Origin of the sequence: Falsihalocynthiibacter arcticus, from assembly GCF_000812665.2 — a bacterium.
GTDB lineage: Bacteria > Pseudomonadota > Alphaproteobacteria > Rhodobacterales > Rhodobacteraceae > Falsihalocynthiibacter > Falsihalocynthiibacter arcticus.
Genome location: NZ_CP014327.1, coordinates 143,853 through 159,747, shown reverse-complemented (window position 1 = coordinate 159,747; position 15,895 = coordinate 143,853). Strand labels below are relative to the sequence as shown.

Genomic DNA, 15,895 nt, shown 5'->3' with positions numbered 1-15,895 from the left:
CTTTCCTCAAGGGAGTAGTTGCGATGAAGGTCCTTTTATATTGCGTCGTTTTAGCGCTCTCGGCTTGTTCGACCTCCATAAACCAAGCTCCAGTACCGCCCACTGCAACGGGTACTAAAAGTCCGGCGATCGTGAATGCTGATAGCTTGCTTTATGAGGCACGCAAGGCCAAGGGGTTACCCAACGTCACGAAAAATCCGCGCCTGAAAAAGGCAGCCCAAGCCCAGACGTTGGACATGATTGAAATGGCCACGCTCTCCCACAAAGGGAGTAATGGTAGCAACAGTCGCGACCGAATGCGGGCGCAGGGCTACAAGGGATGCTTCTTTGCTGAAAACATCGCCAAAACGTCAAAAGGACTGGAAGGCGCGTTTGATCTGTGGATGAAGTCCACGGACCACCGAAACAACATCCAAAACCGCAAAGCCACGGAGTATGGGATTTACGGAGCGAACGGGTATTGGACTTTGGTTTTGGCAAGTCCCTGTTAACACAGAAGTTTACCGCCAACCCATGTGGCGTCGATTGCGCGATCATCGCCCATCATGATGGTGGCAAAGAGGGCCTCCCAGATGTCTTCGGCGTGTTGTGTCCGTTGGGCAATGGCGGGGGTTGAGGACATGTTGAGCGCGATAATATCCGCCTCCATTCCCACCGAGATATTGCCGATTTTATCGTCTAAATGCAGCGCGCGCGCGGCGCCTTGGGTGGCCAGCCAGTAGAGTTGGGCGGCGTGCAGGGGTGTGCCGCGAAGCTGTCCGACTTCATAAGCGGCGGCCATGGTGCGCAGCATGGAAAAGTTTGAGCCGCCGCCCGTGTCCGTTGCGAGGCCGATGCGGTGCCCGTCGGCCATCAAGCCCGCCATATCAAAGAGACCCGACCCAATAAACGTGTTGGATGTTGGGCAATGGATCAAGCTTGCATCAACCTCTTTGAGGCGGTCTTTCTCGCGATCGGTTAGGTAGATTGCATGGCCGTAAAGGCCGCCTTTTCCTAATAATCCGCAACTCTCATATGTATCGAGGTAATCGCGCGCGTCAGGGGATAAGCTCTTTACCCATTCGATTTCGTCAACTTGTTCCGAGAGGTGGGTTTGCATCAAAACGTCTGGGTACTCAGCCCATAATGCGCCCAAGGCTTGGAGTTGTTCCGGCGTTGAGGTCGGCGAAAATCGTGGCGTGATAGCATAGCCTGCGCGCCCCACACCGTGCCACTTCTCAAGTAAGGCTTTGCTGTCATCATAGGCCGACTGCACCGTGTCGCGCAGCCCGTCAGGCGCGTTGCGATCCATGCAGGTTTTTCCCGCCACAATGCGCATATCTCGCTCGGCGGCGGCTGTGAATATGGCGTTGACGCTTTCGGGATGGATGGTGCAATAACTCGCGACCGTGGTGGTGCCATTGGCCAAAACGAGGTCAAGATAGCGGTTCGAAATTTCCTGTGCATACTCCGCATCAAAAAAACGTGTTTCTTCGGGAAAGGTGTAGGTGTTCAGCCAATCAATAAGGCGTTTGCCCCAACTTGCGATGATGGCCGTTTGAGGGTAGTGGACGTGGGCGTCAACGAATCCCGCCGTCAATAGCCGCTCGCCATAATCGGTGACGCGGGCCGTAGGATGGGTTTTGAGCAAATCAGCGGCGTCGCCCACGGCGGCGATTTTTCCGTTTTCAATGACGATTGCGCCCTTAAAGATATGCCGCGCGGCTTCCTCAAAGGGGTGCTCAAAAGGGTTGCTTTTGAACGAAAGTACTTGTCCTAAGAGTAGGTCCACGATGTTGCTCCAATGCATGTGTTGGCCCCAGAATAGGCGCGCTAAATTCTGAGGTAAATCACCTTTCCCTCTTCTGCTTTTGAATTGCCATGCCTATGGTGCCCATGACTTGTGAAGGAAGCGATATGAGCGACGATTTTATCAGACCAGAGATGTCAGACGACGATTCTTATGAACTCGACTCGTCGCTTATTGAGCGTGTTTTAGCGGTAGTTCGCTTGGATGATACTCTTGGATTGACGGCCCTTTTGAAGCCGTTGCATGCGGCCGACGTGGCCGACCTTTTGGAGCAGATCGGGGCGAGTTCACGGCGTAAATTGCTAGCTCTTTGGGGGGCGGGAATGGACGGCGACGTTCTTTCCGAACTCGACGAGGGTTTGCGCGAAGAAGTCATCCATGCACTCGAACCCGCAACTTTGGCCTATGCCATTCGCGACCTTGAGAGTGACGATGTTGTTGACCTCCTCGAAGACCTAGAAGCACCTCAACGTGACGCCATTTTGCAGGCTTTGGGTGACCGTGATCGTGTCGCCGTTGAACACTCCCTGAACTATCCAAGCGAAAGCGCGGGCCGCTTGATGCAGCGCGAAGTCGTGGCGGGCCCAGAGCATTGGACCGTCGGCGAAGCTATTGACTACATTCGTCAAGATCCTGAATTGCCCGAGCAGTTCTATCATATGATCCTTGTGGATCCGATGATGCGCCCCGTGGGATATGTGACTTTGGGCAAATTGTTGGGCTCGGCCCGAAATGTGAAATTGAAGGCTTTGTGCGAGGAAAGTTTTCGCACAATTCCAGCCACTCAACCCGAAGCCGACGTCGCCTATGCTTTCAACCAGTATCACCTGATTTCCGCGCCTGTTGTCGATGACTCGGGGCGTTTGGTGGGGGTGATTACCATAGATGACGCAATGATAGTTCTGGATGAGGAGCACGAAGAAGACATCATGCGCCTTGCGGGGGCAGGGGACGGGAGCATTTCCGACCGTCTTTGGGAAACCGCCAAACAACGTTTTCCTTGGCTGGCCGTCAACCTCTGTACGGCTATCTTGGCGTCTCGTGTGATTGTTCAGTTTGAGTCCACCATTTCGCAGCTGGTCGTTTTGGCCGCCTTAATGCCCATCATTGCCTCGATGGGTGGCAACGCAGGGACGCAATCCCTGACCGTGACGGTACGTGCGCTGGCGACAAAAGACCTTACATCGCGCAATATGTGGCGGGTTATCCGACGCGAAGCCCTCGTCGGGTTGGTGAACGGTTTGTTATTCGCGGCCGCGCTCGGGGCGTTTGGCTTCTTTTGGTATGGCAGTGCGGCACTGGGAGCGGTGCTTGCCGTGGCGATTGTGATTAACCTGTTTGTGGCGGGTTTTGTGGGTGTTGGGGCGCCCGTTATCCTTGATAAAATGGGTGTTGACCCTGCTCTTGCTTCGGGAACTTTCGTGATGACGGTGACGGATATGGTTGGCTTTTTTGCCTTCCTAGGTTTGGCAACTTTGGTCTTGGTATAGTGGATTTAGCTGCTCGAAAGTCCCAAGCTCGGAAGGACGCCTTCGCGCGCCGAAAACTAGCGTTTGATGCTGTGAACTCTACGCCAGTAACGCGTTTGACTGAGGTGCTTGCGCCATATCGCAAGAAAACACTCGCTGCATATGTGCCTATGCGTACAGAGATAAGCCCGCTTGCAGCTATGGAGGCGCATTCCGGGCAAGTCTGTGTTCCGGTGATCCAAAGCGCAGGAACCGCCCTGAAGTTCGCGCTTTGGACGGCGGATATGGCGATGGTTGAAGGTGCGTTTGGTGCGCGTATTCCGCAGAATATTACCTATGTTACCCCTGATGTTTTGATTGTCCCTTTGGTGGCTTTTGACGATGCGGGTAACAGGTTGGGATATGGCGGTGGCTTTTATGACCGCACATTGCAAGACTTGCGCAGATCGCGTCACGTGGTGGCCATCGGTTTGGCCTTTGAAGCACAGCACGCCGATGAATTGCCACTTGAAGCCACCGATCAACCCCTTGATTTCATCGTTACTGAGGCCAAAACTCGGACCTTTTCCCGCTAAGGCTTGCTTGGGGTGAAATCCCCATTGCACGGGCTTTCCCAAGGGATTAACCAGACACCATGAGAATACTTTTCCTAGGCGACGTCGTTGGCCGCGCTGGCCGCAATGCAATTACTGAACGTCTGAAGGCTCTGCGCGAAGCGTGGCGTCTGGATTTCGTCGTCGTAAACGGGGAAAATGCAACCTCCGGCGCGGGGCTTTCGCCGGATCATGCGAAGGGTATTTTGGACGCAGGGGCCGATTGCATCACCCTTGGTGACCACTCCTTTGATCAACGTGACATGCTGACCTATATCGAAAAAGAGCCCCGCATCATCCGGCCATTGAATTTCTCAAAAGCCGCGCCAGGCAGTGGCGCGCGCCTTTTCGATGGTGGGCGAGGCCGCAAAATTCTTGTGACCCAAGTGTTGGGGCAAGTTTTCATGAAACGCGCTTTTGATGATCCGTTTTCCGCAGTCGAAACCGTGTTGAAAAAATATCCTTTGGGCGGACAAGCTCAGGCGATTTTGGTCGATATGCATTGCGAAGCGACCTCAGAAAAAATGGGCATGGGCCACTGGTGTGATGGTCGCGCGAGTATGGTTGTCGGCACGCATACCCATATCCCAACGGGGGACGCCCAAATCCTTGATGGCGGCACGGCCTTTCAGGCGGACGCGGGCATGTGCGGTGATTATAATTCCGTTATCGGGATGGACAAAGGCGAGCCGATGCGCCGGTTTGTTACGGGAATGGGCAAGGGGCGCTTCACCCCTGCTGCGGGCGAAGCCACGCTCTCTGGACTATTTGTCGAGACAGATGATCAGACGGGAAAAGCGAAAACGGTGTCTATGATCCGTGAGGGTGGGCGGCTTCAGCCTTCCTCGCCACCGTCCTAACACATGAAATCAGATCGTCTTTTCTTGGTCGCCGCATTGCTCGTTATGGGGGCAGGTTGGGGCGCAACGATTCCGATCTCAAAATACTATGTGACGCAAGGCTTGCAGCCGTTTGGCGTTTTGTTTTGGCAATTGCTGATCGGAGCTTTGCTCTTGGGCAGTTATACGCTCGTACAAGGTAAAAAGCTGCCCCTCACCCGCCGTCATCTGGCGCTTTATACCTTCGTTGGCTTGGCTGGAACGCTCATTCCAGGCTTTTTTTCCATGTTGTCGATGAAGTATCTTCCTGCCGGCATCATGGCGCTCATCATGTCATCTGTGCCGATGCTGGTTTTCCCAATTGCACTCCTAATGGGTCAAGACACCTTTAGCTGGAAGCGCTTTTTTGGCCTTGCACTTGGTCTTGTGGCGGTGGGGTTCATCGTGGCCCCAGAAGCCTCCCTGCCTGAGCGCGCGATGGTGGTCTTTATCCCCTTGGCGCTTATCGGGCCATTTTGCTACGCAATCGAGGCGAATGTTGTGGCCAAAGTTGGCACATTGGGCGTGGGCCCTATTCGGGTTCTTTTGGGGGCTTTCACCATTGGCACGATCTTAGCATTGCCATTGGCCTTGCTCACAGGGCAGTGGATATCGCCCTTTGAGCCAATGGGCTGGCCGCATTTTGCCGTTGTTTTTAGCGCGGTTATCCATGCGGTCGTTTACGGGGGGTATGTTTGGCTTGTCGGCAGGGCAGGGTCCGTTTTCGCCGCGCAAGTGGCCTACCTCGTGACCGGATTTGGGTTGCTGTGGTCAATTCTCTTCCTCAACGAAACCTATTCCGTTTACATTTGGCTCGCCCTGTCTCTGATGTTTGTAGGGGTTTTCCTCGTACAACCGCGCGCCAAACCGGCGCTTGAACAAACCGCACCTTTGGTAAAAGATGGTGCGACTAGAATAAGGTCTGCAAACCTATGATGTTGTTTGAGTTTTCGCAATTTGGCCAAGCCATTGTGACTTTGGCCGTGGTTGCTATCATGTTTATTCTGTTTTTGCGGGAATACTACCCAACCGAGGTGGTCGCCATCGCGGGGGTCGCAGTTTTGCTGGCCCTTGGCGTTTTGCCATACGACAAAGCCTTGGAAGTGTTGTCAAATCCCGCCCCATGGACGATTGCGGCGATGTTCGTCGTGATGGGCGCTTTGGTACGCACGGGCGCGCTCGAATGGTTTACCCAAAGGGCCGAGCGCAACGTTCAAACCCACCCCGCAATGGCCATTGGCGCGATGATGGCATTTGTCGTCGTGGCATCGGCCTTCGTGTCGAACACGCCCGTTGTCGTGGTGATGATTCCAGTCTTTGTACAATTGGCCAAGAAACTAGGAGTTTCGGCGTCCAAGCTACTTATCCCTTTGTCCTATGGCGCGATTTTGGGCGGGACGTTAACCTTGATTGGGACATCAACCAACCTTTTGGTGGACGGAGTTGCGCGCGCCAACGGGATACAGGCGTTTTCGATTTTTGAGGTCACGCCACTGGGCATCGTCTTGGTGGCATGGGGCATGATTTACCTACGGTTTATTGCGCCAAGACTGCTTCCCGATCGCGATAGCATGGCATCTCTCCTCTCGGATAAATCCAAGAAAAAGTTTTTTAGCGAGGCGGCGATCCCGCCCGACAGCGACCTGATTGGCCGTGAAGTGTCGGGCGTTCAACTCTTTAAACGCGACGGTGTGCGGCTGATCGACGTTCTGCGCGGCGATATCTCGCTGCGGGGGAATATGGCCGAAGTCGTGCTTCAGACGGGTGACCGGGTCGTTTTGCGTACGGAGATGCAGGAGCTTTTGTCTTTGCAGCGCAACAAATCCCTCAAGCGGGTGGACCAGCTTTCCTCGGTCGAAACCAGCACAGTTGAGGTGCTGATTACGCCGGATTGTAAGATGGTGGGCCGCTCGTTAGGCGCGATGCGTTTGCGGCGGCGGTATGGTGTTTATACGCTTGCCGTTCACCGCCGGAACCAAAATATCGGTCGTCAGTTGGAAAACCTCGTGGTGCGTGTGGGGGACACGTTACTTCTTGAGGGCGCGCCTTCGGATGTGGCCCGTTTGGTCTCGGATATGGCGCTCGCAGATGTGTCGCATCCGTCCGAGCGTGCGTTTCGTCGTGGGCATGCACCTGTTGCCATGGCGGCACTTGTCGGGATTGTGGCCCTTGCCGCTTTTGGTGTTGCGCCAATTTTTCTGCTGTCAATTCTTGCGGTGGCTACGGTGCTTTTGACACGCTGTATCGACGCGGATGAAGCCTTCGGATTTGTCGACGGCCGCCTTCTTGCTTTGATCTTTTCGATGCTCGCGATTGGGGCCGCGCTTGAGGCCTCTGGGGCTGTGGAATTGATCGTTAATGGCGTGGCTCCGGGGCTCGCAAAACTACCCCCTTTCATGATCGTTTGGGCGATTTATCTTCTGACGTCCGTGCTCACTGAACTCGTGTCCAACAATGCTGTGGCCGTGGTGGTCACGCCCATTGCCATCGGCCTTGCGTCGGCGTTGGGTGTAGATCCGCGCCCCTTGGTCGTTGCCGTGATGGTCGCCGCCTCGGCGAGTTTTGCGACGCCAATCGGCTATCAAACCAACATGCTGGTTTACGGACCAGGCGGGTATAAGTTCTCGGATTTTCTGCGGGTCGGGATTCCTCTCAACCTATCCATCGGTATTTTGGCCTCTGCAATCATTCCGCTACTTTGGCCGCTGTAAGGGAATTCCCCGCGCGCACTTGAAATGCACCCGAGCGCTGTTCTATAAGCGCATCCAACAGAGATTGAACCTAAGAGGCACCAATGGCAGGCCATTCAAAATGGGCGAATATTCAGCACCGTAAAGGACGCCAAGACGCGATCCGATCAAAGCTGTTTTCAAAACTTTCCAAAGAGATCACCGTTGCCGCGAAAATGGGCGACCCGGATCCTGAAAAAAACCCACGTTTGCGGATGGCCGTAAAAGAGGCCAAATCCCAATCCGTTCCAAAGGATGTGATTGATCGCGCGATTAAGAAATCCACGGCGGGCGATGGCGATGAATACGAAGAAATTCGCTATGAAGGCTATGGCGTAAACGGGGTTGCGGTGATTGTCGAAGCGATGACCGATAATCGCAACCGAACAGCCTCCAATGTGCGCTCCACGTTTACCAAAAGCGGTGGCAATCTTGGCGAAACAGGCTCGGTTAGCTTCATGTTTGATCGCACAGGCGAGATTGTTTACGACGTCAGCGCCGGTGATGCAGACACGGTTTTGATGGCCGCGATTGAGGCTGGTGCCGATGATGTTGAAAGCTCCGAAGAGGAGCACGTGATTTACTGTCTGGATACGGATTTGAACGCAGTTTCAACCGCGCTTGAGGCGGAACTTGGTGAAAACGTGACGGCTAAACTTATTTGGAAGCCAACGATGACAACCGAGCTTGATCTTGAAGGCATGGAAAAGTTGATGAAGCTTGTCGATGCCCTCGAAGATGATGACGATGTTCAGCGCGTAACAACGAATTTTGAAGCGAGCGACGAGGTCATGAGCCAGCTTTAAACGCATCAGTTCGATCTGTTTTTAAGGCCGCTGGGGAAACCCATGCGGCCTTTTTCTATGGCGGAAGGAGGGATTTGGTCGCTGCCAATTTTACCGCTTTTGTAAGGGGGGCGAGCGCCGGAGCAACCCGCCGATTGACCTGCCAAAACAACGGAATATCCAGTGGGGTCGCGGGATCAAGGGCGACCAGACGTCCCTGCGTAAGGTGATCCCTAATCAACACTTCAGGGTTCATCCCCCACCCCATGCCCAACAATGCGGCATCCACAAAACCCCGTGCCGAGGGGATTTTGTGGTTTTGAGTCGTGATATTGTGACCGAGTTGGCGATGAACCCATTCCCGCTGCAGCTTATCTTTGTGACTATACAAAAGCGCAGGAGCTGTGCGGATCGCTTCATCGGTTATGCCCTGCGGACACCATCGCTTAATAAACTCGGGGCTAGCGGAAGCAATGTAACGCAGGCTTCCCAAAGGTGCGGAATCGTTGCCCTGAATGGCGGTGGAATGGGAGGTGATCGCCGCCTGCACTTCGCCCCGCCGAAGCCACTCCGCGGAATGCTCTTGGTCGTCGACAATCAACTCATACATGACCCCCTCGCTGGCCGCTAAAGCGGGCATAAGCCACGACGCGAGGCTGTCGGCATTGGTCGCGATCTTGATGTGGGGCGGCGTTGGGCTCGCGTTTGGGAGGTCCAGATCTTTGGCCAAAGTCGCTTCAAGCAGCGCAACCTCCTCGGAATGCCGGTGCAAACGCGCGCCAACCTCCGTCGCAATGCAGGGCGTGCCGCGTTGCACGAGGACGGAACCAAGCCGCTCTTCTAGGCCTTTGATGCGTTGAGAAATGGCCGATGGGGTGACCGACAACTCATGCGCTGCAGCTTCAAAACTTCCGTGGCGCAAAACGGCGGCAAAGGCAGTGAGTGATTTCGGGTCTATCATTAGCAACTCTTACTTAGAGTAATTTTCTTTAATTAGACTAATTCACTTTCGAAGGCTATCAAATGAAAAAAATTAGAAAGACTTGCCATGATCGCGTCTATTTCTCCCTTTGACTACTCCGTTGTTTTCACGGGGTACATCACAAGTCTGAGCCTTATACTGGCGATTGGCGCGCAGAATGCGTTTATTTTACGCCAAGGTATTCGCCGCGCCCATGTTTTACCCCTTATTCTGGCCTGTGCAGGATCGGATGCGATTTTGATCACGCTCGGGGTGTTTGGGTTTGAGCAGATAGAGAGAATTTTACCTGAGATTTTACCTATCGCGAAATATGGTGGGTCCGCTTTTCTTTTGGCTTATGGCGCGATGGCATTTCGGGCGGCGTGGCGAGGTGGCGAAGCATTGGACCCCAGCGGGGCGGCCAAGCAAACGCTCTCAAACGCATTGATCGCATGTTTAATGATCACATGGCTCAACCCGCATGTTTACCTCGATACGGTCGTCTTGCTGGGAAGTCTTTCCGCGCAATATGAGGGCGGGCGCTATGGTTTTGCCCTTGGGGCCACGCTCGCATCCTTCAGTTTCTTTTTTGCCCTTGGCTACGGCGCTCAGTATCTTGCGCCGATCTTTGCGCAACCCAAAGCTTGGCGTATTCTGGACGTTCTTGTTGGACTCATGATGTGGTCGATCGCGCTAAGCTTGCTTATCGGCGTGTAAGGGTACAATTCGGCGCTTGTACCAACCAAATTATTGGGATCATGTCGACACATGATATCCGCTCCGAATAATACGCTGACCGCAATCCTATGGATGCTGGTGACAGGCCTCTGCTTTATCGCCGTAACGGCCATCGTAAAGGTCGTGGGGAGTGATGTTCCCGCAGCGGAAGCGGCGTTCCTTAGGTATTTGTTGGGGCTGGTTTTTCTCGTTCCGATGTTACCTGCAGTAAAGACGGCATGGAAGCAAGGGGCGTTGGATCGGTCCGCTTTGTGGCTTTTTTCGCTGCGCGGCGTTGTGCATACTTTTGGCGTCATTGCGTGGTTCTATGCCATGACGCAGATCCCAATCGCCGAAGTCACGGCCATGAATTACATGACGCCGATTTATGTAACTCTTGGTGCTGCGATTTTCCTGGGCGAAAAACTTGCGTTTCGTCGGGTCGCGGCGATTATTGTTGCGCTGATCGGGGGCTTGATCATCCTGCGCCCAGGTTTTCGCGAAGTTTCGCCCGGACATATCGCCATGGTTGGGACCGCGCTTGCATTTGCCGCAAGCTACCTTGTGGTGGGGCGATTGGCGGGGCGCATTAGCCCGACTGTGATCGTGGCGATGCTCTCGATGACAGTCACAATTGGCCTGTTTCCCTTTGCGATGGCGGTCTGGGTAACACCGACTTTAGCGCAGTTGGCTTTGCTTTTCTTGGTCGCAGGTTTCGCGACCGCTGGGCATTTTACAATGACAATGGCCTTCCGTCTGGCCCCCATGGCCGTCACCCAACCTGTTACTTTCCTTCAGCTTTTATGGTCCGCCCTCCTTGGGGTCGTCCTCTTTAGCGAGCCTGTGGACTTCTGGGTTGTGGTGGGCGGTATATTGATCATGGCGTCTGTCAGTTTCATCACTTGGCGCGAATTCGTCCTAAAACGAGTGGCAGTGAAAACACCGCCGCTCCCTTAAGTCAGCCGCGTGGATCAATAAGTTTTTCCAAAACATTTGCCTGTGTGATTTGCCCGACAATATCGCCTTTTCGAGTTACTGCGAGGGGTTCATCTTGCGTCGAGAGCTGTGTCATTACTTCGAAAAGCGGCGTGTTCTCCGGAACTTCACCCTGTGTGCTGCCCTCGGTCTCCTGAACCATGTCGCCCGCGACAAGGACGTGCAGCGGGTTCATGTGAGCGACGAAATCGGCGACATATTCGTTGGCCGGATTTGAGTAAATTTCCTTGGGTGTACCACATTGAACAATGCGTCCGCCCTCCATAATCGCAATGCGGTCGCCAAGTTTGAAGGCTTCATCAAGGTCGTGACTCACGAAAATAATGGTGCGATTTAGCGATTTTTGGAGGTCGATCAATTCGTCCTGAAGTCGTGCACGAATGAGGGGATCAAGGGCCGAAAACGGTTCGTCCATTAAAAGAATCGGCGCTTCGGTGGTAAACGCGCGCGCCAATCCGACCCGTTGTTGCATCCCGCCTGAAAGGTCACCGACTTTGCGAGTGGCCCAGTCGGAAAGCCCAACCAACTCGATGTAATGCGCGATTTGTTTGGTGTAGGTTTCCTTGTCGACCCCTGCGAGTTCAAGCCCAAGCCCGACGTTTTCTCGGACACTGCGCCACGGCAAAAGACCGAATTGTTGGAACACCATCGCCACGCGGTTGAGACGAATTTGGCGCAACGTGTCTTTGTCCGCATGGGTGACATCGACCATACGATCCCCGTCATTCACCGAGACAGACCCGCGTATGACAGGATTGAGGCCGTTGACCGCGCGCAGCAACGTCGATTTCCCAGAGCCAGAAAGCCCCATGAGTACAAGGATTTCACCCTCTTGAACCGAAAGGCTACAGTTATGCACGCCAAGGACTTGTCCCGTCTCTTTTTGAATGTCACTGCGTTCGCCATTCGCATCCATAAGGGGGAGGGCTATTTCGGGATTGTCGCCGAAAACAATAGATACATTGTCAAACGTAACGGCGGTTTTACGGGGTTGGTCATTCATTTGCGTTCGATCCTTAAAGCACGGTCGAGCATAATTGCGACGACAACAATGATGGAGCCACTCTCAAACCCAAGCGCCGGGTTCACGGTGTTGAGGGCGCGTAGAACTGGCACGCCAAGGCCGTCCGCGCCTACGAGTGCTGCGATCACCACCATGGAAAGCGAGAGCATGATCGTTTGGTTTAGGCCTGCACGAATTTGTGGAATGGCGTAGGGGAATTCCACTTTCCAAAGCTTTTGTCGCGGTGTTGCACCGAAAGCCTCGGCGGCTTCGAGAAGGTCGGACGGCGTGGAACTGATCCCTAGATGCGTGAGGCGGATCGGAGCAGGGAGGACAAAAATGACGGTGGCAATCAGGCCGGGGACAAGGCCAATGCCAAAGAAAACAATCGCGGGAATGAGGTATACAAATGTCGGGAGCGTTTGCATGAGGTCAAGGATGGGATGCAGGAATTTGTATAATTTCGGACGGTGCGCCGTGGCTATCCCGATGGGAATCCCCATGCCCATACAGGCAACGCACGCGGAGAGAACCAAGGTCAAGCTTTCGGTCGTTTCCTCCCAATAGCCTTGGTTGATGATGAACAAAAAACCAAGAACAATCCCAAGGCTGACCTGCCACTTGCGTTGCAGGATGTAGGCACCAATTGCAAAGAGTGCAATAATTACAAATGGATGCGGAGTTTGCAGTAACCAAAGGATCGAGTCGATCATGGTTTCCATCACAATCGCTAGCGCGTCGAAAAAGACTTCGCCCTCGCGCTGCAACCAATCAAATATTTTCTCCGCGGTATCGCCGAGGGGGATTTTCTTTTCGGTCAGCCAGCTCATGAAGCCCTCGCCTAGAATGTTGGGGAAGTCGGATGTTACTCAAGAAAAACGCCGCCTCCAATTTTGGAAGCGGCGCATTTGGTTTACATCCCAAGGGCGGTTTTGACCGCGGCAACAGCGTCGCCGCCATCCTTGGTGGTGACACCCTCAAGCCAAGGCATGAAGGCGTCGGGGTTGCCAGTGAGCCACGCCGTAGCGGCGTCAGTCGGGTCCATGCCATCATCGAGGATAGCCCCCATGATTTCATTTTCCATAGCGAGCGTGAATTCGAGGTTGCCAAGCAGAGCGCCAACATTTGCACACTCGGTAACGTAACCTGCGCGGGTGTTTGTATAGATGGTTGCTCCGCCAAGGTCGGGGCCAAAGAAATCATCCCCGCCCGTCAGATAGCCCATGTCGAAATTCGCGTTCATCGGATGGGGTTCCCAGCCGAGAAAAATGATCGGCTCGTCTTTTTTGCTGGTACGTGCAACTTGGGCCAACATGCCTTGCTCAGAGCTTTCGGCGACTTCGAAATCGGCCAAGCCAAAGGCGTTGTCGTCGATCATGGATTGGATCAAACGGTTGCCATCATTGCCAGGCTCAATACCATAAATCTTACCGTCAAGCGCGTCGGCATGTGCGGCGATATCGGCAAAGTCTTTGATGCCCAAAGCGGAGGCAGCGGCGTTTACGGCCAGCGTGTATTTGGCACCAACGAGGTTTTCACGCACGGTATCAACGGTGCCGGCCTCGCGGTACTTCGCAATGTCGCCTTCCATTGTCGGCATCCAGTTGCCAAGGAAAACGTCGATATCACCCTGCGCCATCGCAGTATATGTCACAGGAACGGACAGCACTTTGATATCCGTTTCATAGCCCAACGCATCCAACACAACCGTCGTCGCAGCAGTTGTGGCAGTGATGTCCGTCCAGCCCACATCCGAAAATGTCACTTCGTCGCAATTTGCCACAGCGCCCGTGGACATCGCGGCAAGCGCAATCACGGAAAGTGTCGTTTTAAAAGTTGCTCTTGAGTTCATGTTTTGGTGCTCCCTTTATCTGCATTATTTTTTTGTTGATTGACGAGTCAATTAAAAACCAGCATTTCTCTTAAGGCAACCCCTTGGAGGAAATGATGCCAAAACTTGGAATGGAGCCTATACGACGCGCGGCTTTGGTGAAAGCGACGATTGACGAGGTCGGCCTCGCCGGATCACTCGAAGTTACCGTCAGCCAGATCGCCAAACGGGCGGGCGTTTCCAGTGGTTTGGCGCATCACTATTTTGGGGGAAAAGAGCAAATTTTTCTCGCGGCAATGCGCCATATCCTCAGTGTTTATGGGGCGCAGGTGCGTGTTGCTCTGTCAATTGCCACAACACCGAGGGAACGGCTTGAGGGTATCATCCTCGCCAGTTTTGAAGCCAGCAACTTTCGCTCCGAGGTGGTTGGTTCATGGTTGAATTTTTATGTGCTTGCCCACCGTTCGGTTGGGGCAAAACGGCTGTTGTCAATCTATCAGCGGCGCTTACGCTCTAACCTTATCCATGACCTGCGGCCACTAATTCCTGAATCCCAGTTGGAAAACAGTGCGCAGGGAATCGCCGCGTTGATCGATGGATTGTATATTCGTCGCTCTCTGGGGGCGCAGAATACGTCCGACCCAATCAGCATCACCAAGATCTATTTGGCGAGCATATTAAATCAGAAGGAAGTCAAATGATGCAGCAACCAATTGCCAGCCATTTTGTCGACGGAGCTTATCTTGAGGATACGTCGGGCACCAAGATTGACGTGATTTACCCCGGAACTGGTGCGAAAATTGCGACTGTCTATTCGGCCACGCCCGCAGTGATTGATGCTGCCTTGAATAGCGCGGCACGGGCGCAAAAAACATGGGCAGCTTTGAGCGGGACACAACGGGGCCAAGTCTTGTTACGGGCCGCCGAGTTGATCCGCGCGGACAATTACGCCCTTTCGGTTTTAGAGACTTATGATACCGGCAAGCCGCTGCAGGAAACGCTTGTTGCGGACGCAACGTCTGGGGCCGAGGCGCTGGCCTATTTTGGCGGGTTGGCCGCCAGCATAACCGGCGAGTACATTCCCCTTGCCGACGGCGATTTCGTCTATACATCCCGCGAGCCGATCGGCGTCTGTGCGGGAATCGGTGCGTGGAATTACCCAACCCAGATCGCTTGTTGGAAGGCCGCTCCTGCCTTGGCGTGTGGCAACGCACTGGTCTTTAAGCCCAGCGAGATGACACCCCTTTGTGCACTGAAGATCGCGGAAATCATGATGGAGGCGGGCGCACCTGCGGGCCTCTTTAACGTCATACAAGGTCTCGGGGATGTCGGGGCGACCTTAGCGTCGGATTCGCGGGTTGATAAGGTTTCCTTAACGGGTTCTGTTCCCACGGGCCGTAAAGTTTACAGCTCAGCGGCCGCGCATATGAAACATGTCACCATGGAACTTGGTGGCAAATCTCCGATACTGATATTCGATGACGCGGATATCGAAGCCGCAGTTGGCGGCGCAATCCTTGGCAATTTTTATTCATCAGGTCAGGTGTGTTCAAACGGCACGCGGGTTTTTGTGCAAAAAGGCATCAAAGACGCGTTCCTCGCACGCTTGAAAGAACGTTTAAAAGGCGTCGTCATGGGCGATCCATTGGATGAAGCGGTTAATTTCGGCCCCATGGTGAGCGAACGTCAAGCAGAGATTGTCGAAGGATATATTGCAAGAGGCATGGCTGGCGGGGCAACCCTTTTCGCGGGCGGGTCCAGAAATGGCTTTACGATTGCGCCAACCGTGTTCACCGATGTGACAGACGATATGGTCATCGCCAAAGAGGAAATTTTTGGCCCTGTCATGGCCGTATTGGATTTCGAAACCGAAGAAGAAGGTCTTCGTCGCGCAAACGCCACGGAATTTGGCCTTTCTGCCGCAGTTTTCACCCGAGATTTGGCGCGCGGGCACCGTGTTGCGGCCGCACTTGAAGCAGGGACATGCTGGATTAATACCTACAATCTCGCCCCCGTGGAGGCCCCGTTTGGCGGTGTGAAGGCCAGTGGTGTGGGACGCGAAAACTCCAAAGAAGCCATCCACCACTACACCCAAGTGAAGTCCGTTTACGTTGCCGCAGGAGGTGTTGATGCGCCATATTGAA

Annotated in this window: 16 protein-coding genes; 11 read left to right on the top strand and 5 right to left on the bottom strand. The window is 54.1% G+C overall.

Annotated features, from left to right (window positions below):
• The first annotated feature begins 23 nt into the window (after positions 1 to 23).
• Positions 24 to 491 (top strand): CAP domain-containing protein, encoded by a 468-nt coding sequence (locus RC74_RS00830; RefSeq protein ID WP_052274585.1) that lies wholly within the window; start codon positions 24 to 26, stop codon positions 489 to 491.
• On the opposite strand, the gene guaD is transcribed toward RC74_RS00830, so the two are convergent.
• On the bottom strand, positions 488 to 1,774 hold the full coding sequence (gene guaD, locus RC74_RS00825) for a guanine deaminase (protein ID WP_417935197.1): 1,287 nt from the start codon (positions 1,772 to 1,774) through the stop codon (positions 488 to 490). The genes RC74_RS00830 and guaD overlap by 4 nt on opposite strands.
• A 122-nt stretch (positions 1,775 to 1,896) precedes the next feature.
• Between guaD and mgtE the strand changes: the two genes are divergently transcribed.
• The 6 genes from mgtE (at position 1,897) to RC74_RS00795 (ending at position 8,264) form a co-directional block, all read left to right on the top strand.
• The gene (gene mgtE, locus RC74_RS00820; RefSeq protein ID WP_052274584.1) at positions 1,897 to 3,279 is read left to right on the top strand and encodes a magnesium transporter; all 1,383 of its coding nucleotides are present in this window, start codon (positions 1,897 to 1,899) and stop codon (positions 3,277 to 3,279) included.
• Positions 3,279 to 3,833 (top strand): 5-formyltetrahydrofolate cyclo-ligase, encoded by a 555-nt coding sequence (locus RC74_RS00815; RefSeq protein WP_417935169.1) that lies wholly within the window; start codon positions 3,279 to 3,281, stop codon positions 3,831 to 3,833. The genes mgtE and RC74_RS00815 overlap by 1 nt, the downstream gene beginning before the upstream one ends.
• A 59-nt stretch (positions 3,834 to 3,892) precedes the next feature.
• Positions 3,893 to 4,711 carry a TIGR00282 family metallophosphoesterase gene (locus RC74_RS00810; protein ID WP_039000188.1) on the top strand — a complete coding sequence of 273 codons (819 nt, stop codon included), beginning with the start codon at positions 3,893 to 3,895 and terminating at the stop codon, positions 4,709 to 4,711.
• A gap of 3 nt (positions 4,712 to 4,714) precedes the next feature.
• A complete protein-coding gene (locus RC74_RS00805) occupies positions 4,715 to 5,665 on the top strand; it encodes a DMT family transporter (protein WP_039000187.1) in 951 nt (316 codons plus the stop codon).
• The gene (locus tag RC74_RS00800) at positions 5,662 to 7,440 is read left to right on the top strand and encodes an SLC13 family permease (protein WP_039000186.1); all 1,779 of its coding nucleotides are present in this window, start codon (positions 5,662 to 5,664) and stop codon (positions 7,438 to 7,440) included. Before RC74_RS00805 ends, RC74_RS00800 begins: the two co-directional genes overlap by 4 nt.
• 83 nt (positions 7,441 to 7,523) lie before the next feature.
• Complete coding sequence (locus tag RC74_RS00795; RefSeq protein ID WP_039000185.1) at positions 7,524 to 8,264, top strand: YebC/PmpR family DNA-binding transcriptional regulator; 741 nt, start codon at positions 7,524 to 7,526, stop codon at positions 8,262 to 8,264.
• A 55-nt stretch (positions 8,265 to 8,319) separates the two neighbouring features.
• Here the strand turns inward: RC74_RS00795 and RC74_RS00790 are convergent, their stop codons facing one another.
• Entirely contained in the window at positions 8,320 to 9,204 is an 885-nt protein-coding gene (locus tag RC74_RS00790; RefSeq protein WP_039000184.1) for a LysR family transcriptional regulator ArgP, read from the bottom strand.
• An 87-nt stretch (positions 9,205 to 9,291) separates the two neighbouring features.
• On the opposite strand from RC74_RS00790, the gene RC74_RS00785 reads away from it, so the two are divergent.
• Positions 9,292 to 9,921 carry a LysE/ArgO family amino acid transporter gene (locus RC74_RS00785; protein ID WP_052274583.1) on the top strand — a complete coding sequence of 210 codons (630 nt, stop codon included), beginning with the start codon at positions 9,292 to 9,294 and terminating at the stop codon, positions 9,919 to 9,921.
• A 51-nt stretch (positions 9,922 to 9,972) separates the two neighbouring features.
• The gene (locus RC74_RS00780; protein ID WP_039000182.1) at positions 9,973 to 10,878 is read left to right on the top strand and encodes a DMT family transporter; all 906 of its coding nucleotides are present in this window, start codon (positions 9,973 to 9,975) and stop codon (positions 10,876 to 10,878) included.
• Position 10,879: 1 nt separating this feature from the next.
• Here the strand turns inward: RC74_RS00780 and choV are convergent, their stop codons facing one another.
• The 3 genes from choV to choX form a co-directional block, all read right to left on the bottom strand.
• Complete coding sequence (choV, locus tag RC74_RS00775; RefSeq protein WP_039000181.1) at positions 10,880 to 11,920, bottom strand: choline ABC transporter ATP-binding protein; 1,041 nt, start codon at positions 11,918 to 11,920, stop codon at positions 10,880 to 10,882.
• The gene (gene choW / locus RC74_RS00770; RefSeq protein WP_039000180.1) at positions 11,917 to 12,750 is read right to left on the bottom strand and encodes a choline ABC transporter permease subunit; all 834 of its coding nucleotides are present in this window, start codon (positions 12,748 to 12,750) and stop codon (positions 11,917 to 11,919) included. Before choW ends, choV begins: the two co-directional genes overlap by 4 nt.
• An 83-nt stretch (positions 12,751 to 12,833) precedes the next feature.
• Entirely contained in the window at positions 12,834 to 13,772 is a 939-nt protein-coding gene (choX, locus tag RC74_RS00765; protein WP_039000179.1) for a choline ABC transporter substrate-binding protein, read from the bottom strand.
• 95 nt (positions 13,773 to 13,867) lie between these two features.
• Here choX and betI point away from each other — a divergent pair, with 95 nt between their 5' ends.
• Both betI and betB read left to right on the top strand, forming a co-directional pair.
• Positions 13,868 to 14,452, top strand: a complete 585-nt coding sequence (betI, locus tag RC74_RS00760; RefSeq protein ID WP_156477392.1) for a transcriptional regulator BetI — start codon at positions 13,868 to 13,870, stop codon at positions 14,450 to 14,452.
• Entirely contained in the window at positions 14,449 to 15,894 is a 1,446-nt protein-coding gene (gene betB / locus RC74_RS00755; protein WP_039000178.1) for a betaine-aldehyde dehydrogenase, read from the top strand. The genes betI and betB overlap by 4 nt, the downstream gene beginning before the upstream one ends.
• Position 15,895 lies beyond the last annotated feature (1 nt).